18 protein-coding genes are annotated in these 16,570 nt (G+C 38.2%); 6 read left to right on the forward strand and 12 right to left on the reverse strand.

The window, feature by feature from the left end:
- Nucleotides 1-5 precede the first annotated feature (5 nt).
- From BANVL01_RS02720 to BANVL01_RS02730, 3 genes are all read right to left on the reverse strand, one after another.
- The gene (locus BANVL01_RS02720) at nt 6-728 is read right to left on the reverse strand and encodes an EcsC family protein (RefSeq protein ID WP_066084165.1); all 723 of its coding nucleotides are present in this window, start codon (nt 726-728) and stop codon (nt 6-8) included.
- A 101-nt stretch (nt 729-829) separates the two neighbouring features.
- Nucleotides 830-2,041, reverse strand: coding sequence for an ABC transporter permease (locus BANVL01_RS02725; protein WP_066084164.1), 1,212 nt, complete (start codon nt 2,039-2,041; stop codon nt 830-832).
- Nucleotides 2,034-2,774, reverse strand: coding sequence for an ABC transporter ATP-binding protein (locus tag BANVL01_RS02730; protein WP_066084158.1), 741 nt, complete (start codon nt 2,772-2,774; stop codon nt 2,034-2,036). The genes BANVL01_RS02725 and BANVL01_RS02730 overlap by 8 nt, the downstream gene beginning before the upstream one ends.
- Nucleotides 2,775-3,462: 688 nt before the next feature.
- Between BANVL01_RS02730 and BANVL01_RS02735 the strand changes: the two genes are divergently transcribed.
- Nucleotides 3,463-3,882: an HIT family protein gene (locus BANVL01_RS02735; RefSeq protein WP_066084157.1), complete on the forward strand. Its 420-nt coding sequence runs from the start codon at nt 3,463-3,465 to the stop codon at nt 3,880-3,882.
- Between the two features lie 148 nt (nt 3,883-4,030).
- Nucleotides 4,031-4,558, forward strand: a complete 528-nt coding sequence (locus BANVL01_RS02740) for a tryptophan transporter (RefSeq protein ID WP_066084153.1) — start codon at nt 4,031-4,033, stop codon at nt 4,556-4,558.
- A 59-nt stretch (nt 4,559-4,617) separates the two neighbouring features.
- On the opposite strand, the gene yhzF is transcribed toward BANVL01_RS02740, so the two are convergent.
- Nucleotides 4,618-4,809: a membrane protein YhzF gene (yhzF, locus tag BANVL01_RS02745; protein WP_066084150.1), complete on the reverse strand. Its 192-nt coding sequence runs from the start codon at nt 4,807-4,809 to the stop codon at nt 4,618-4,620.
- A gap of 256 nt (nt 4,810-5,065) precedes the next feature.
- Between yhzF and BANVL01_RS02750 the strand changes: the two genes are divergently transcribed.
- Entirely contained in the window at nt 5,066-5,641 is a 576-nt protein-coding gene (locus BANVL01_RS02750; RefSeq protein ID WP_066084148.1) for an HTH-type transcriptional regulator Hpr, read from the forward strand.
- A 7-nt stretch (nt 5,642-5,648) separates the two neighbouring features.
- On the opposite strand, the gene BANVL01_RS02755 is transcribed toward BANVL01_RS02750, so the two are convergent.
- Nucleotides 5,649-5,987, reverse strand: a complete 339-nt coding sequence (locus BANVL01_RS02755; protein WP_066084144.1) for a DUF1878 family protein — start codon at nt 5,985-5,987, stop codon at nt 5,649-5,651.
- Between the two features lie 198 nt (nt 5,988-6,185).
- Here BANVL01_RS02755 and BANVL01_RS02760 point away from each other — a divergent pair, with 198 nt between their 5' ends.
- Nucleotides 6,186-6,365, forward strand: a complete 180-nt coding sequence (locus BANVL01_RS02760) for a hypothetical protein (protein WP_066084143.1) — start codon at nt 6,186-6,188, stop codon at nt 6,363-6,365.
- A gap of 230 nt (nt 6,366-6,595) precedes the next feature.
- On the forward strand, nt 6,596-7,456 hold the full coding sequence (locus BANVL01_RS02765; protein ID WP_066084142.1) for a peptidylprolyl isomerase: 861 nt from the start codon (nt 6,596-6,598) through the stop codon (nt 7,454-7,456).
- A gap of 41 nt (nt 7,457-7,497) precedes the next feature.
- Here the strand turns inward: BANVL01_RS02765 and BANVL01_RS02770 are convergent, their stop codons facing one another.
- The 6 genes from BANVL01_RS02770 to BANVL01_RS02795 all read right to left on the reverse strand — a co-directional run bounded on the left by BANVL01_RS02770 (nt 7,498) and on the right by BANVL01_RS02795 (nt 15,359).
- On the reverse strand, nt 7,498-7,677 hold the full coding sequence (locus tag BANVL01_RS02770; protein WP_066084139.1) for a sporulation YhaL family protein: 180 nt from the start codon (nt 7,675-7,677) through the stop codon (nt 7,498-7,500).
- Between the two features lie 188 nt (nt 7,678-7,865).
- Nucleotides 7,866-8,804 carry a 3'-5' exoribonuclease YhaM gene (gene yhaM, locus BANVL01_RS02775; RefSeq protein ID WP_066084134.1) on the reverse strand — a complete coding sequence of 313 codons (939 nt, stop codon included), beginning with the start codon at nt 8,802-8,804 and terminating at the stop codon, nt 7,866-7,868.
- Nucleotides 8,805-8,855: 51 nt separating this feature from the next.
- Nucleotides 8,856-11,858, reverse strand: a complete 3,003-nt coding sequence (locus BANVL01_RS02780; protein ID WP_066084131.1) for an AAA family ATPase — start codon at nt 11,856-11,858, stop codon at nt 8,856-8,858.
- Between the two features lie 20 nt (nt 11,859-11,878).
- Nucleotides 11,879-13,099, reverse strand: a complete 1,221-nt coding sequence (locus BANVL01_RS02785; RefSeq protein ID WP_066084128.1) for a metallophosphoesterase family protein — start codon at nt 13,097-13,099, stop codon at nt 11,879-11,881.
- Nucleotides 13,100-13,213: 114 nt separating this feature from the next.
- On the reverse strand, nt 13,214-14,467 hold the full coding sequence (locus BANVL01_RS02790; protein ID WP_066084123.1) for an ABC transporter permease: 1,254 nt from the start codon (nt 14,465-14,467) through the stop codon (nt 13,214-13,216).
- Nucleotides 14,460-15,359 (reverse strand): ABC transporter ATP-binding protein, encoded by a 900-nt coding sequence (locus BANVL01_RS02795; protein WP_066084120.1) that lies wholly within the window; start codon nt 15,357-15,359, stop codon nt 14,460-14,462. The genes BANVL01_RS02790 and BANVL01_RS02795 overlap by 8 nt, the downstream gene beginning before the upstream one ends.
- Before the next feature lie 122 nt (nt 15,360-15,481).
- Between BANVL01_RS02795 and BANVL01_RS02800 the strand changes: the two genes are divergently transcribed.
- Nucleotides 15,482-15,667: a YhzD family protein gene (locus BANVL01_RS02800; protein ID WP_066084117.1), complete on the forward strand. Its 186-nt coding sequence runs from the start codon at nt 15,482-15,484 to the stop codon at nt 15,665-15,667.
- A gap of 29 nt (nt 15,668-15,696) precedes the next feature.
- Here BANVL01_RS02800 and BANVL01_RS02805 read toward each other — a convergent pair whose 3' ends face one another.
- Nucleotides 15,697-16,488, reverse strand: coding sequence for an enoyl-CoA hydratase (locus BANVL01_RS02805; RefSeq protein ID WP_066084116.1), 792 nt, complete (start codon nt 16,486-16,488; stop codon nt 15,697-15,699).
- Nucleotides 16,489-16,570: the final 82 nt, after the last annotated feature.

The following is a 16,570-nucleotide window of genomic DNA, read 5'->3' on the forward strand; positions in this document are numbered from 1 at the left end:
AACACTCATAGTTCAGGGGATTTTTGCAGTAACCTCAGGCGATAGGCGTTCATTGCGGTTTCACCTAACTGCTTTAAAAGATTGTTATTGGCATAAGCACCAACAATCGCACCAATACCCGGAACAAGCTGGAATAACTTCGCAAGGTCAATATAATCCCGATATTCCTGCTGAAACTTTCGCCAATCCATTTCAACCAGGTCATGCTTGCGGCTTTCCCAATTTTCAATATCGGATAATGTCTTTCTGCGAATTTCATTACTTGAAAACGCAAGCTGAAAAACATGGAGAATACATAACCGTTCTTCATAATCCTTTGTATTAAAACCGTAAACGGAAGCTGCTTCAAACAGAAATTTCATCTTTATTGTAAGTAATAAGGGAAAGTCTGCGAGACCAAGTAGGATTCCTCCCGCGCCGGTTCCCGCTCCCTCTACCACTGCTGTCTTCTGGTAGGCAGCAATTTTCCTGAGTGCCAATTCGTCTCTTTCAGCAAGTGTTAAGCCGTGTGCCTGATCTTTCACTGTCGTTGCCTGCGAACCAAATAAGGTGGCTTTTACCATTGCCTTTATGCTCTCCGTCATTACCTCATGAACCTTCTCGGGAATCCAGCCATTTATTTTCCCTTGGGCTTTTTTCGATAAGCGATTCATCATTCCTGAGCGTCTCGATAATTTCCGTTTCCATTCTTCTACTTCTTCGTAAACCTTTAATTCATATTCGTTCATGTTATTCCACACCCTTCTCCGCTAACTTAACCTTCATTACGACGGCATCAGCACAAAAGTTTCAAAAAAAATCTCCCTTCGATGCGAAAGGAGATTTCTCACTATACTTTTAACCGCTTTTTACTGTATAGATAAACGAATAAAAGACTAAACACAGCACCTGCCAATAATACTAGCAGTGCAATCAATATTTCACCTTTAATTAGGATAAATAAAGCAAAAATTGCCGTTTGAACGAATAAAATGACCATCATTAGCTTATGGAAAGCTGCGAGTTTGCTTTTTGGGGCAACTGGATATAAGTCAACCCAAAGCTTGTTTTGATGATGATTCCAAAGGGGCAGCAGTTGAAACCCCGTTAAATATAAAAATAACACGCTAAGCAGCAGTTGCCCCAAGCCAAAGGATATAAAATAGATACCAAGTGCGCCAATGACCGTTAAGCGGATAAAAAGCCCCAAATAATCCGATGCGCGCAAAAATGCCCGTGAAAACAAATAAAGATAGGTCTTGTCCTCTGCAAAAGCAATTCGATTAATCAAAATGTCGAGCCATTTTCGCCTTTTGACAGTAGCTTTTAACTGCGGCACATCGGTAAACATATTGGCGAGGCGGTAAAAGGAAGCCATTCGCTTCTCTTCTCCGTCAATTAAGATATCCCATTTGAGCCCCATATTTCTTGTTCGAACAAAAAATGAACGGTAATAAAACGCCATTACCACAACCATCAGCAACAGGAATAGCAGGTTTGCTTGTTTTAATAACAAATACGTAAAAGCTGCATTTAAAAAATAACGGACAACCATGTCCCATCTCTTTACAGAAGGCTGGACGAAATAGTGGATTCTCCAATCAACTGCCATATTCCAGGCTTTGACAATTAACAATGCAGCCAGGAATGGGACAAATAAACGAAAGCCTGTGCTGTTAATATGGGCATACATCGGCATAAGTACTGCTAGAACCATTAAGAGAATATACCCTTGAAATGCCAGACTTATTACCCCGGAACGCAGGAAGTATCCCTTTAATTTATTTTCCAGCGGGATTAAAAATACCTGATCCGCTTCAAGGAGAAAATTATAAACAGGACTGTAGGTCAACAATAACCCGATTAGAATAGCGATAATGAGTTCGGCAGGGAATCCGGCTGGGAGTGTTACAATCCATTTTTGATAATAAAAGGCTCCTGCTCCAATCAGAAACAACAACACAATCACAAGATGGCCATTAAATATGTATCGTAAATATCTTCCTAAATCTTTAACGCGGCCGCCAGCCCGCTCCTTCCAAAGCTTTTTATCATCAAACATAATTTTCTTCCTTCGTCAATTGAATATACAAATCATCTAGAGAAGCTGAAGGCATGGCGAATTGCTCCCTTAGCTCTACCAAAGTCCCTTTGGCACGAATCTTCCCTTCATGCAGGATGATAAAACGATCACAATACTTTTCCGCTGTTGCCAGAATATGCGTCGACATTAAGATACCGGCTCCGTTATCTTTCATTTTTTTCATCAAATCTAGCAGTGATTGAATTCCAAGCGGATCGAGACCGACAAATGGTTCATCAACAATATAAAGTGATGGCTGAACGAGGAAGGCACACATGATCATCACCTTTTGTTTCATCCCTTTGGAGAAATGGGCCGGAAACCATTTTAATCGTTTTTCCATTCGAAATTCTGATAACAGCTTAGGAACGCGTTCCTTATAAGCGGGCTCATCTAAACCGTAAGCCATGGCGGTAAGCCGCAAATGCTCGTCCAGTGTTAGTTCTTCATATAAAACTGGTGTTTCCGGAACAAAGGTAAACAATCGTCGATAGGCTTCCTTGTCTTCCGTAAAAGTTTGTCCCTTTATTTTTATTGCGCCTTGGTGCGGCTCCATTAAGCCGATGATATGTTTGATAGTTGTACTTTTCCCGGCCCCATTCAAGCCTATAAGTCCGACCAGCTCCCCCTCCTGAACTTCAAAGGAAACATCCTTTAATACAGGGTTTCTTGTATATCCACCAACAAGATTTTCGATTGATAATAAAGACATTGGCAACGTCCTTCCGTAGCATGATTATTGTTTATTTTACCAAAATACAACTAATAAAAATAGGAATTCACTTTTTCGTTATTTTTTTGTATATTTCTTTTGCTATCGGACATCATAATATTCGAAGGGGAAACAACTGACGAAGATGAAGAAATTCATCAAAACTTGAAATGAGGTGTCTGTTAAAGACAATAACATTTCAAACAAGTGAGCTTCCAATCGTTTCAGATAAGGGGATGGTTGTATTGTACAATGTGCATGGTAACCATTTTGAGTTCAAATAACACCAACTGTTTATCTTAAAGTAAACTCGCCGATTGGCAAGCCCGTAAGGGCGCAGACAGAGGCGTAGTTGCACTTATGCCTGATTGGAAAGTTTACTTTCCTATCGGCTAAAAAAGTAAACAAAAAATGAGGTGTTTACCGCAGATCGCTACCCGTTTTTATAAGTTGGGAAAACATATAAAAACTTTAATAGGGGATGGTCAGCTTGAACAATGATGTCTCTTTATAAAAAACACTCTATGAAAAATGAGGTGTTTATCAAAGAACACTCCTAAATGAACGTACTTTTTGAAGCAATTCCCCTTCGAGAGGGCAGGATTCCATGCGGATCCTGCTTTTTTCTTTTTTATCTTCAACCACTATGGTAAAATAATACAAACCCTACAGAAAGGCTGTGTTATTAATGAGCGATTGTATTTTTTGTAAAATTGTTAACGGGGATATTCCGGCAGCAAAGGTATTTGAGAACGAGCATGTCTTGGCTTTTTTAGATATTAGTCAGGTGACAAAAGGACATACTCTTATCATTCCGAAGGTACATAAAGAGAATTTATTTGAATTAACTCCTGAAATGGCGAGAAATGTATTTGAAGTGGTCCCTGCCATTGCTAACGCATTAAAAAGAGAATTCGAACCGATTGGCTTAAACACCATCAATAATAACGGAGAACATGCGGGGCAATCCGTCTTTCATTACCATATGCATTTGATACCGCGCTATGGAAAAGGAGATGGTTTCGGGGCAGTTTGGAAGAATAACCAAAGTGATTATTCAACCCAAATGTTACAGGAAATGGCTGCAACTATTAATAAGCAACTATAATTCTCGGGGAGAAAAGTAATTATCTGAAAACTATATCTTTATTAATATAATATTAATATGTTATAATAGTGGTAAGTTTTTCGCCGCAGGCAATGAGCGCACTGCGGGAAGAACAAAATTGCTTAGAAGAGCAGAGGAGAGATGAGAAATGAATACGAAAAACCTTGTTATTTTAGCACTTTTAGCCGGGATTGGGGTAGTCTTGCACACTGTGACACCAAACTTTTTTGGTATTAAGCCGGACATGATGCTGGCGATGATGTTTTTAGGGATTATTCTTGTTCCAGAGATTAAAAGCGTCCTGCTTCTGTCCATTGTGACCGGAGTATTATCTGCCTTAACGACCGGGTTCCCTGGCGGACAAATTCCTAATATCATTGATAAGCCCATTACTGCGTTAGTATTTTTCGGGTTGTTTTTAGCTTTAAAAAAATACCGTAACTCAATTGTTAGTGTTGGTGTCTTATCAGCATTGGGAACATTAGTTTCAGGTACAGTATTCTTAACATCTGCCTATTTCATTGCAGAATTGCCAAAAACTTTCGCCGTACTATTTGCAGCCGGTGTGTTACCAGCTATCGCACTCAATACCGTAATAATGGTTATTTTGTATCCAATCGCACAATCTATCTTTAAAAGATCGAAATTAACTACAGCTTCCGTCATTCAAAAATAATGCAACGAATCCTTTTTAAGAAAAGAACCCCCTTGGGTTCTTTTCTTAAATTCAAATCTCTATAAAAAATATGACAGCATGAAAGCAGCCAGCAAGAAGATTCCGCCGCCACCCGCTAATGCTGCTGCGCGTTTCTTTAAGACTTGTTTAGGTGGATAAACACCAGGTCTTTTTAAGTCCAAAATATATTTGCATGTTCCCAAAAACAGAACAACACTTAAGATAAAAAACATCACAGTGATACTCTTCATTTTTTATCCCCCTACTAGATTAGAAATTTCGAACAACTGTTGTACCTATTTATATGTTTCTCCGTCCATTCCTATGAACAAGGTATCTCCTAAAAATAAGGAGAATTGGACAATTTAACAGATAAAGTTTCCGAAAATTTAAATTTCAACATAATTTTTCTCAATTTCTAAAGATTTTGTGAATTTATATCTTTATTAATTTTTATTTTATTGGCATAATGATAATAGAGAAATATAAAAGTAGGTGAAAATAGGGATGACGGAGAAACAATATTCAATGAAGGAAGCGCTTCTCTTTAGTCAAAGAATTGCGCAATTAAGTAAAGCCTTATGGAAATCGATTGAGAAAGACTGGCAGCAATGGATTAAACCCTTTGACTTAAATATTAATGAACATCATATCCTTTGGATTGCCTACCATTTAAATGGCGCTTCCATATCAGATGTTGCCAAGTTCGGCGTTATGCATGTCTCAACAGCTTTTAATTTTTCAAAAAAGTTGGAAGAAAGAGGCTTATTGAAATTTTCGAAGAAAGAGAATGACAAACGGAATACGTACATTAAGCTCACTGACCAGGGGGAAGAAATTTTACTGCAACTATTGGAAACCTATGAACCGGATGGAAATGCAGTCTTTTCCGGCGCTTTGCCGCTGCGGGATTTGTATGGTAAATTTCCGGATATTATTGAAATGATGGCGATTGTCCGCAACATTTATGGTGACGACTTTATGGGGATTTTCGAGAGATCCTTCCATAATATTGAAAATGAGTTGATTGAAGAAAACGGGAAACTTAAAAAAGCAGTAAAAACTGAACAAGAACTTGCATAAGAAATATTTATAAGTATTTTCCTAACTCCTGAAACAGGGGCTCATAGAGATTCTGAACGAGGCAGGCATTTATTACTTCTTTCATAGATAATTTTGCTGGTAAAGATGCTGATAATTCATCGAAAAGCGGTTGAAAGTAGACATACCCTTCCGCTTTTTGTTCTTCAAATTTCATGCTCAATTCGTCACATAAATAATAAAACTTTTCTTTTTCCTGCTTGGTTATCCCGTTTTCAATTATTAATTGATAAAATTTAAGCTCAGGGTTTTTTAGCAGCTTTATTAACAGTTTCTGATGATATTCAAGAAGATTAATTCTTCCCAATAGCAATTCATGTTCATTCATACAATAGCCCTCTTTTCAAACCGATACAATACGCTATGTTCATTATTAACCTTTTAAAGGCTTAGGTAAACCTTTTTTTGAATATCCAAATTTTCATTTAAATAATCTCTATATTCTTCCATTCTTTATAACTATCTTTTTTTCGTAATATTTGATATTGTATAAAGAATAATATGAACAACAGGGAGGGAATCATCGATGATCTCCGTTTTTATTGTCTTTGCCATTTTTATCTTGTTTTATGTAAATAAATTGACCAATTCCCTTTGTATTCAAAAGGAAATTCCGGAAGAAAACCAGCATAAAGTGTTTCGTACGATTAATGTTCTAATCACGATTTTACTGATCTCTTCCTACCTGGAAATTTTATATACATAATCCAATTATTAAGGTAAGACTAAATAGTTGGTTTTGTGCCTTTAGCATACGATGATTAAAAAACCAAAGCGATGAGGTATACCTCATCGCTTTTAGTTTGTATTACAACTGTTGCGAAAATTTAATAAACTAACACTGCTAATATTTTTGCAGTGGTTCCCATTTATGTTATAGTTAACATTGTGGACAAATTAACTCACAAGAAATTAACTATTTAGGAGAGATTCATCATGAAGAAATGGATATTAGCCCTCACATTAGCTGGCGGCGTTCTTACATTAGGTGCATGTGGTCAAAGCGGTTCTACTACAGTTGCAGAAAGTAAGGCGGGAAATGTTACACAAGATGAGTTATACAAGACGATGAAGGAGAAGTACGGAGACCAAGCCCTACAACAGCTTGTATTTGAAAAAGTTCTTTCCAAGAAATACAAAGTAACGGATAAAGAATTAAATGAAAAAATTGACCAATTAAAAGCTGACCTAGGTGCAAATTTTGAAGCTACCCTTGCCCAATATGGCTATAAGAGCGAAGATGATTTAAAGAAAACGATGAAGCTTGGCATGATGCAAGAACAGGCGGCACTCAAAGACGTTAAGGTAACTGAAAAAGAATTACAGGATTATTACGATACATATCCTGATATAAAAGCTCGCCATATACTTGTTAAGGATGAAGCTACAGCAAATGAAGTAAAGAAAAAGCTAGATGGCGGCGCTAAATTTGACGAAGTAGCAAAGGAATATTCAACAGATACAGGTTCCGCACAAAATGGCGGTGACTTAGGCTGGTTTGGCCCTAAAGCAATGGTTCCTGAATTTGAGAAGGCAGCATATGCTCTTAAGGTTAATGAAATTAGTGCACCAGTTAAGTCAGAACATGGATATCATATTATCCAAGTAACAGAAAAGAAAGAGAAAAAGCCATTTGCAGAAATGAAGAAAGACCTTGAAAAGGAAGTTAAATCAAAGAAATTAACAAACGAAGACATTAATAAAGCAATGCAGCGTGAACTTAAAGACGCAAACGTAAAAGTAAGCGACAAAGACTTAAAAGACGCACTTAAGCCACAACCATCAGCACAACAATAATGTAAAAGGAGAGACTCTGCGCTAAAGAGTCCCTCCTTTTTTTATTCTTCTCCTTCCCGGCGCATTTCCTTTTCTTGCTCCAAGCGTTTAATATAGATTTCCCCTTCTTGTTCAATGTTTTCAAGCTCTAACTGCCGCTCTTCTCTGCCTGTTTTGATTGCCATTAGTGCACTTACAGCAATTCCAACCACAACTGCATAAATCCAAATTGGTATAGTCAATTTCTCTTGCTCCCTTCAACAGTGGTTGTCCACTTTTTATTACAACTTATTCGGCTATCACAAAAATATTCTTTTCTGATAAAAAAAATAACCCATTTAGGGTTATTTATTGCCGATAGGAAAGTATAACTTTCCTATTAGGCATAAGTGCAACTACGCCTCTGTCTTCGCCTAACGGCGAGTTTTCTTTAAAAAACAGGCTTATAAAATGAACGGTTATCCAATGCAAAAATCCGCTCGGAAAACTCACCAGGTTTCACTCTTTCTAATGCACGGTCGAGCATGTTCATTTTCGCATCTAGATTATCGATATAATGAAGAATTTCTGCCTCTTTTATCAGTGGCGGTTTCGGACTTCCCCATTCAGCCTTTCCATGGTGACTAAGGACAAGATGCTGGAGAATAAGTACCTCTTCCCCAGAAATGCCAAGTTCTTCAGCAGCTTTGCCGATTTCATTAATCATAATGGTAATATGTCCGAGCAAATTCCCTTCAATCGTATATACCGTTGAAATCGGTCCCGATAACTCCGTTACCTTACCCATATCATGCAAAATAACTCCGGCATATAGCAAGTCCTTATCAAGGCTAGGATATAAGGAAGCAATCGCCTTGGCCAAATCAAGCATGCTCACAACGTGATAAGCAAGCCCAGAAACAAATTCATGATGATTTTTAGTTGCTGCCGGATATTCCAAAAAGGCCTTTTGATGTTTCTTAATTAAATGGCGGGTAATCCTTTGGATGTTAGGATTCTTCATTTCAAAAATATACTGGGTTAGCTTACTGACCATTTCTTCCTGGCTTATTGGTGCAGTCTCAAGGAAATCGTCGAGCTTCACACCATCGGCAGGTCCAGTTCTCCGTATTTGGCGAATTTTCAACTGACTTTTCCCGCGATAACTTTGCACATCCCCAACTATTTTGACAATATTCTGGGCTGCATAATTCTTTTCGTCTTCTTCACCCGCATCCCAGAGTTTTGCCTCAATTTCACCACTTTGATCTTGCAGAATTAACGTCAAAAACGGCTTTCCGTTACTCGCAGTCCCTTTTGTTGAACTTTTTATTAGAAGAAATAATTCAACCTGTGCTCCTATATCATAAGTTAAAATTCCTTTGCCCAACCTATTCACGCTCCTTCCCATAGTAAGAGTATAACATATCCTACTAACACTCTATGAAATTATCTGAACCTCACCCTTTTCTAATGAAAAAATATTTTCCCTCTGGAAAAGCTGAAGTAAGTGTGCATGACAAGTGAAAAATAAGATTTGATTCCGCTTCATCTTTTTAAGTAGTTCAATCACTTTTTGCGTTCTTTTCGCATCAAAATTGACAAAGCTATCATCGATAATAATTGGAAACTGATAGTTTTCATAAAGCGTGGCCGCCAAGGCCAGACGGATTGATACATATAACTGTTCTGTCGTTGCTTGGCTTAGCTCATTCGCTTCAAATAGGGTATGGTCCTCGCGTTCAATCAAGAAACCAGGGCCAGTCTTTTGAAGGTGAATTCTTTGATAGCTGCCATTTGTAAGAAATGACATGTATTCTTCCGCTTTTGCAAGCATCCTAGGTAAATGGACACTTTTATATTTTTCAATCGTACTCGACAAGATCTCCTGAGCTAAGCAATAAACAGACCACTCTTTCGCTGCTTTTTCTAATTCAAATTTTTTCTGCTTGTAGTGATGAAGGATATCTGAATAAATACCGCCATCTTCAAGTAGTTGAATTTCATACTTAATTGATGCTTGTTCCTCCTGGAGCTTTTTTAATTTTGATTGTAAATATTGGGCTTCGTGATGGCATTCAGTTATTAATTGATCGCTATTATGAATGGGCAAAAATGTTTCCCTAACCTGTTTGGTAAGTATCGAATACGCAAGCTGACTTTCGATGTTTTCAAGTCTTTCGAGAAGCTTACCTCGCTTTTCAGCTATTACACCAAGTTCATAGAATTGCTGCTCAGTTTCCACCTTTGCAGAATTTAATAGCTTGTTATATTCTGACTGTAGATGATCTAGCTCTTGTGACTTTTGCTTTAAATCTGCTTCGAGGTCGGTAAGCTTTGTCCGTCTCTCTTGACACTTTATTTGCTTTTCATGCTCTTCTTTAAGCTTGTTTCGCAATAAATAAGCGGAATTTTGTAAATCTAAGCCTCTTTCTGGTAAAAAGCGATTCTCATAGTGATTAAGATCTTCCACTAATTTGTTTTGCTGCTGGTTAATTTGCGCCAGCCTTGAAAGTAATTGCTTTTTCTCCCTGCAAGCGGATTTATATTGTTCAATCAGTTCAAATGCCTCTAGCAAAAAGGTTGTAGCGAAATATTCAGGTATCTTTAATTCACTGCTTATGGATAACAGCTTTTCTTTATTTTGAACCGACTCCAATTCCCATTCTTCAAATTTTGCAATGACCTTTTCATATTGGGATTGCTGCTGTTTAAGCTTGATTTTTAAGATTTTCAGCTCTTCCCTCCGGTAATTATCGAGCTTTAATTGTTCCTCAAGCTTTGTGATATCCTTATATTCAGCTGCTTGGAGTTTTTGGATTAACTGCTTTTCTTGTTCCCTCAGATCAGCAAGCGTTTGATTCATTTCCTCTTCTATCGGCTGCTTCGTGCTTTTCGTCATAAAAATGGCAATGACGATAAAGCCCAAAGCTCCTAAAAATAACACAGCCCAATGCTTTGTTAGTATGCCGTACAATGTCAGCCCAACTAATATCAACTCAAAGAGAAAAAACTGAACCTTCTTTTGCTTATTAATGCTTGCCCTTGAGGCTTTGTCCCGTTCATTTGCCCGTTGATAGAATTCAATTTTGTCTTGTAAGGCCTTTAATTCCCCTTCTAAGCCCTTCTTATCATTTCCGTAACTTACTTCTTCCTCAAGCAGTAACCGATCCTGCTTAGCAAGAATTCGGCTCTCTGCCGCCCGAACCCCCTTTTCCACTTCTTCTAACAGGTTTTTTTCTTCAAGATAACGCTCCTCTAACTCTTCCTTTACTTCAACTAGTTTTTGTCTTTTCCTAGCAGCCATTTCTACCTGACTTTTCATATAAATATTTGTATTAATTTCAAAGATATCTTCTTCATTTAGTGGTAGATGAAGCTTCTCTTTTGTAACGGACAGCTTTTCTTCAAACTCTACTAGTTTTGTTTCGCATTGCTGCTTCTCAAGCTTCATTTGTTCATAAAGTGGAACTTGATCAAGTAGTGTTACGATTGCGGGCTCGTTTTCAAGGAAATCTTCCTCCGGCTGAAGCGCAGCTAATTCTTTTTTCAAGTTTTCAATCCTTGTGGAGATGCTGATGATCTCGGCATTATACGGATGAATGAGCTGATTTATTTTTTCGAGTCTTTCAATCCCGCGTGCAGGGAACTCGAAATCTCCCAGCTCGTCAAGCTCTTTCCTTGTCCATTTTTCTTCTCTTACGAACGATTCTATTCTTTTCCATTCATTTAGTTTTTCGACCTTTTCCCCAATTTCTTCAAGCAGCCTGTTTATCGCTATCATTTCCTGCTGGAGGCTTTCTCCTTTTTCAATCAGGTTTTCATATTCATTATTTTTTGCTGCTGCTTTTTTCAATTCTCCATTTAGTTCATGAAGGGCTTGTAATTTTTCATTCAATAGTGGTTTCTTTCCTGAAGGCTTGAAGCGGGAATCCAGCTCTTTCTGGAGGACCGTTTCGGTTTTTGACAACCGTTCTGTTCCTAATGTTCCCGCAGAAAACAGGAATTTACCAATATCTTCGCCTTTCATTTGATGGATGTTTTGTAGTCCATTTAAATTAAAGGAAAAAATCGCCTGGAATAAGCTTTTATCAAAGTTCGCTACTAATTCCTTAAGCAGTTCCTCGCCGCCAATAATTCCATTGTCCATAACTACCTTAACATCGCCTGCCGCTTTCCCTTTAACACGCTCGATAACAGCGTAACCGCGCTCTTCATGATGAATTCTGATTTTTCCGCCATATTTGCTGCCATGTTTTGGCTCATAGCGGAGCTCAGATTGCAGTCTAGTTGGAAAACCGAATAATATGCCATGGATAAAGGCCATAATTGTGGACTTGCCAGCCTCGTTTTCGCCAAAGAACACTTGAAAATCGGCAAGGTTCGTAATTTTTATATTCTCTAATTGGCCGTAGCCGTATATGTGCATCTCAAGAATTTTCAATTGGCCTCTGCTCCTTTCTTTTAAGATTGATAAAGTAATTCAATTAGCAATTTCTCCGCTTTTTCAATTAGCTCTTCCTGCTCTGTCACAAGTAAATGAGATAAATATTTTCTCCCAAGTTGGTGCTCATACAAAGGAGCCAAGCTGTTATCTACATCATCAAAATGATCTATGGTTTCAAAAAGCTCCGCATAAAAATTTGCCTCCATTTTCAATTTCTCTTTGTCAATTTGCTGACTTTCCGTGATGGTTAAATCCACTACCCATACAAATGACTCTTCCTCTTTTTCCTCTTCTAACAAGAGATCTAAAAGCTCACTATTCAAGCTTCTTTTTTCTTGGTCATCTTCCAATTGTATATTTTTCAATAAAAGTGTTAATAGTGTTCCTGTTTTGTCCCTTCTAAAATGTGCAATGGTAGATTGACATAATTGAAGAACATCGTGAAAACTACTAGCTGAAGCGGCATCAACATCAACTTTTTCCCAAACGATATCTGACGTTTCTACAAAGTCTTTTTTTGCTTCAAGTTCAGTTAACGTGACATGATAAAACCCTTTACTGCCAGTTTCCTTCTTATTTCGACCTTGAATATTGCCTGGATAAATAATTGGAGGGGTTTCAGACAAGACTACTCGTTTATGGATATGGCCTAAGGCCCAATAATCATAATCTTTTTCCTGTAGATCGCTAACAGAAAAGGGGGCATAGTTATCATGCTCCGTCCCCGAACTTTCATTGCCGTGAAGGATGCCAATATGAAAATCAGCCCCTGAATTCTTCATATAATCATCTATTTTTCTAGCAAATACATGCCGAGTCGGATAGCTGAAGCCGTAAAGATGAACGATTTCGCCGCTCTTCGTCTGCAGAACCTTTGCTTCTACCTCACTTTGAAAAACATGAACATTCGGGGGCATTTCAAGATGGACCCATGAACCGTTTAAATGATCGTGATTACCAAAGATGATATAAACGGGGATTTCCTTTTCTGCCAGCTTCAGCATTTCCGTCCGAAAGCGTGATTGCGCGCGTAAGCTGCGGTCCTCTCCATCAAATAAATCACCTGCTAAAATAACAAAGTCAACTTGTTGGTCAATTGCTTCCTCCGTAAGTTTTCTAAATGCGGTAAAGGTGCTTTCTTTCACTCTTGTAAAGATGCTTGATGGCAAATGACTTAATCCGACCATTGGACTGTCCAAATGCAGGTCCGCTGCATGTATAAACGAAATTTTTTTCATAAAAAATTCCTTTCATCGTCTTTTCTCCATTGTAGCACTTCCGAAAAACGAATGCACGTTCTCTTTTTAAAATAATAAAGAGCCCCACTAAAAATAGTGAAGCCCAATAAAGTATTACTCGTTCTTAGTTAATTGCAACGCTTTTTTAATATCTTTAAAGGAGTTGGACTTCCCGTACATTAAAACACCGCCTCGGTAGACACGAGCACCGAATATGGCTAAAGCTATAATCGTTGCTAAAAGGATGGCAATCCCTAAAATTGCTTCCCAAGCAGGGAGTGTCAACATGCCCACACGCAAAAACATAATCATCGGTGTGAAGAAAGGAATATACGAGGTGATGGTAATAAAGGCTGCATCTGGTTTCCCAAGACCAAACATGGCAATCATAAATCCGCCAACCACAAGGAACGTCATCGGGGTAATCATTTGCTGCACATCTTCAATCCGACTGACAAGCGAGCCCAAAAAGGCAGCAAGCGTTGCATAAAGAAAATAGCCTAGAATAAAGAAAATCACCGCATAGACAATTGTTCCGATCGGAATATCGCTGAATCCATATACGCCAAAAAAGCCTTCTTTTACTGACTCTAAATTGTTTGTTAACGAGATGTAACCTACGATTAGAAACGCAGCTAATTGGGTTAGACTTAAAAGTCCTATCCCAATTATTTTGGCAAACATTTGCTTAATCGGTGAGACACTCGAGATTAATATTTCCATTACCCGTGAAGACTTTTCCGTCGCCACTTCCATTGCAATCATCGTAGCGTACATTATGACGGAAAAATAAATGATAAACAGCAAGACATAGACAAGACCTCTAGCTTGATTAAGTTCTTCTTCCGTCTTTGCATTTTTCTCAAGGGCAAATTTTTCAAACGAAACCGGTTCATAAAGCTTTTGCAGCTGTGCAGGCGCTAAATTGATTTGCGAAGCGGCCAGCATCGTTTTCAATTGCTGCAACCCTGTTTGCAGGTCTGTAAACAGGGCGGAATCTGCGATACCCATGGCTTTAAAGGTTGCCTCCGGTAATTTCTCGTTATTATACCGTAATTGAATGACCCCTTTAAAATCGCCTTTTTCTACTGCTTTTTCCGCCTCTTTTTCACTGCCTTGGTAAAGTGTAAGGTTAATATCTTTGTTAATGGTGTTAACCTGCTTCTTAAAAGGCTCATAAAGCTGGCCTGATTCATCTAGTACGGCCACCTTGTCTTTCCCGCCATTTTTATCAAACATATCGATTATATTATTAATGTTTGTCAGGGCTAATACAATTACCACCGTAATAATGGTTGTGATAATAAACGATTTACTTTTCAGTTTATTTAAATAAGTATGAAACAAGATAATCCAGAAACTATTCATAAGAATTACCTACTTTCTCGATAAAAATATCATTTAAAGAAGGCTCTTCAAGGGAGAATTTTCTGATAAATCCTTTACCGACAATCTCTTTCAGGATCTTTTCGGCAATATATTCTCCTTCAATCTGAAGTTGAATTCCTTCCATTGTCGTTTTCGCCTTGACTACACCAGGATAATTCTCCAATGATTCTAATGGAAAATCTGCATGGATGACGAGATTCTTTTTACCAAATGAGCGCTTGATTTCCTTTAATCCGCCGTGCACAACCGGACTTCCTTTATGCATGATGCAAAGATGTTCACACATTTCTTCCACATGGTGCATTTGGTGACTCGAAAACACGATGGTCGCTCCATCTTCTTTCAAAGCTAATACGGCTTCCTTTAGCATTTCAACGTTTATCGGGTCTAGCCCGCTAAATGGCTCATCAAGGATTAATAATTTGGGCTTATGTACAACCGCGGCAATGAATTGGATTTTCTGTTGGTTTCCCTTTGAAAGCTCTTCCACCTTTTTATTCTCATACTCTGGGATCTTAAAGCGCTCAAGCCAAGATTTCAATTCAATCAGTGCCTTGCTTTTCGTCATCCCTCTTAATCTCGCTAAATAGACGATTTGATCACGAACTTTTAGCTTCGGGTACAAGCCTCTTTCCTCGGGAAGATAGCCGACCAAATGGCTGGTGGAATAATTGATTGGCTTTCCGTCCCAGGTAATCTGTCCTCCACTCGAATCAAGCAAGCCTAAAATCATTCGAAATGTTGTTGTTTTCCCGGCACCATTTGCCCCTAAAAAGCCAAACATTTCTTTTTCAGGAATCTCTAACGATAAATCATCTACGGCGGTAAATTTCCCAAACCGTTTTGTGACATGTTCAAGTTTAAGAACCATTTCACACACTCCTCTCTTACATTAATACGAGTATAACGTATAATGGTTTCAATTTCTTTTGCGCAATTGGACGAATTATGTGAAAATAGCAGTAATATGCTTTTGATAAAGGGGATATTGAAATGAAAACATATAAATTAACTGCCTTTGAAGCGAATGGTGAAAAGATTTTAGACGAAAGCTTCCAAGCTGAAAATGATGATTCCGCGAAGAAGCTAGGGGAAAAACTATTATCAGAGAAAAACTTATTTGAGCATACACACCGCTGCACCTCACCAAGCGGGAAACTGCTGCTTTTTCATTCATAAAAACAGCGAAGCCGATTGGCTTCGTTGTTTTATTTTCCGATGAATTTCGGTTTTCTTTTTTCGATGAATGCCTTGATGCCTTCTTGATGATCAAGGGTTTCCCGCATTTTTTGCTGACCGTATTTTTCTAATTCTAATATTTTCAGCAATTGTGGGCGGTTTTTTTCTGCCATTATTTTTTTCGTTTTAATCATTGCCTGCACAGGGCGGCTTAACCAATCCGTTAATCTTGCATCTAACGACTCTTGAATAACATCTTCAGCTACTTCCTGAATAAGCCCCAGCTTTAGTGCTTCTTCGGCACCCATCATTTTTCCATCCCAGATAATTTGCTTTGCTTTTGTTTCACCAACTCTTTTTTCCAAAAAGAAATGGGCTCCACCATCAGGAATCAGACCGATGCCGATAAAATTCATTGCCAGTTTGCTTGTTTTGTCAGCAATGATATAGTCTGTTGCTAATGCTAAACTGAATCCCAATCCTGCCGCGGCACCTGAGATGGCGCTGATTGTTAGTTTCGGAATGCTGTAAAGTGTAATAATCAATTCACTAATACAGTCCATCACTGGAAAGAAATCGCTCTCATTCATGTTTGAAAGCATCGTTTTAATATCCCCGCCTGCCGAAAAGGCATTTCCTTTACCAGTCAACACAACAATATCAAAATCGTCAGAATCACCAATTTCTTTTAGCTTACAGACAAGACCCCTTATCACATCTGTATCCATTGCGTTTAAAGCTTCCGGCCTGTTCATCTCTACTGTTGCAACACGGCCATCTACTTTCAAATTCACCTTATCGGTTACAAAATTGATTGACACGACAATCTCCCCCCATTTTCTTCATTCAATTCCATTATATAATGGGATTGAATGGAATAAAAACATTTTTCCAAATATAATG

This window comes from Neobacillus novalis NBRC 102450, assembly GCF_001591805.1.
GTDB classification, from domain to species: Bacteria; Bacillota; Bacilli; order Bacillales; family Cytobacillaceae; genus Neobacillus; species Neobacillus novalis.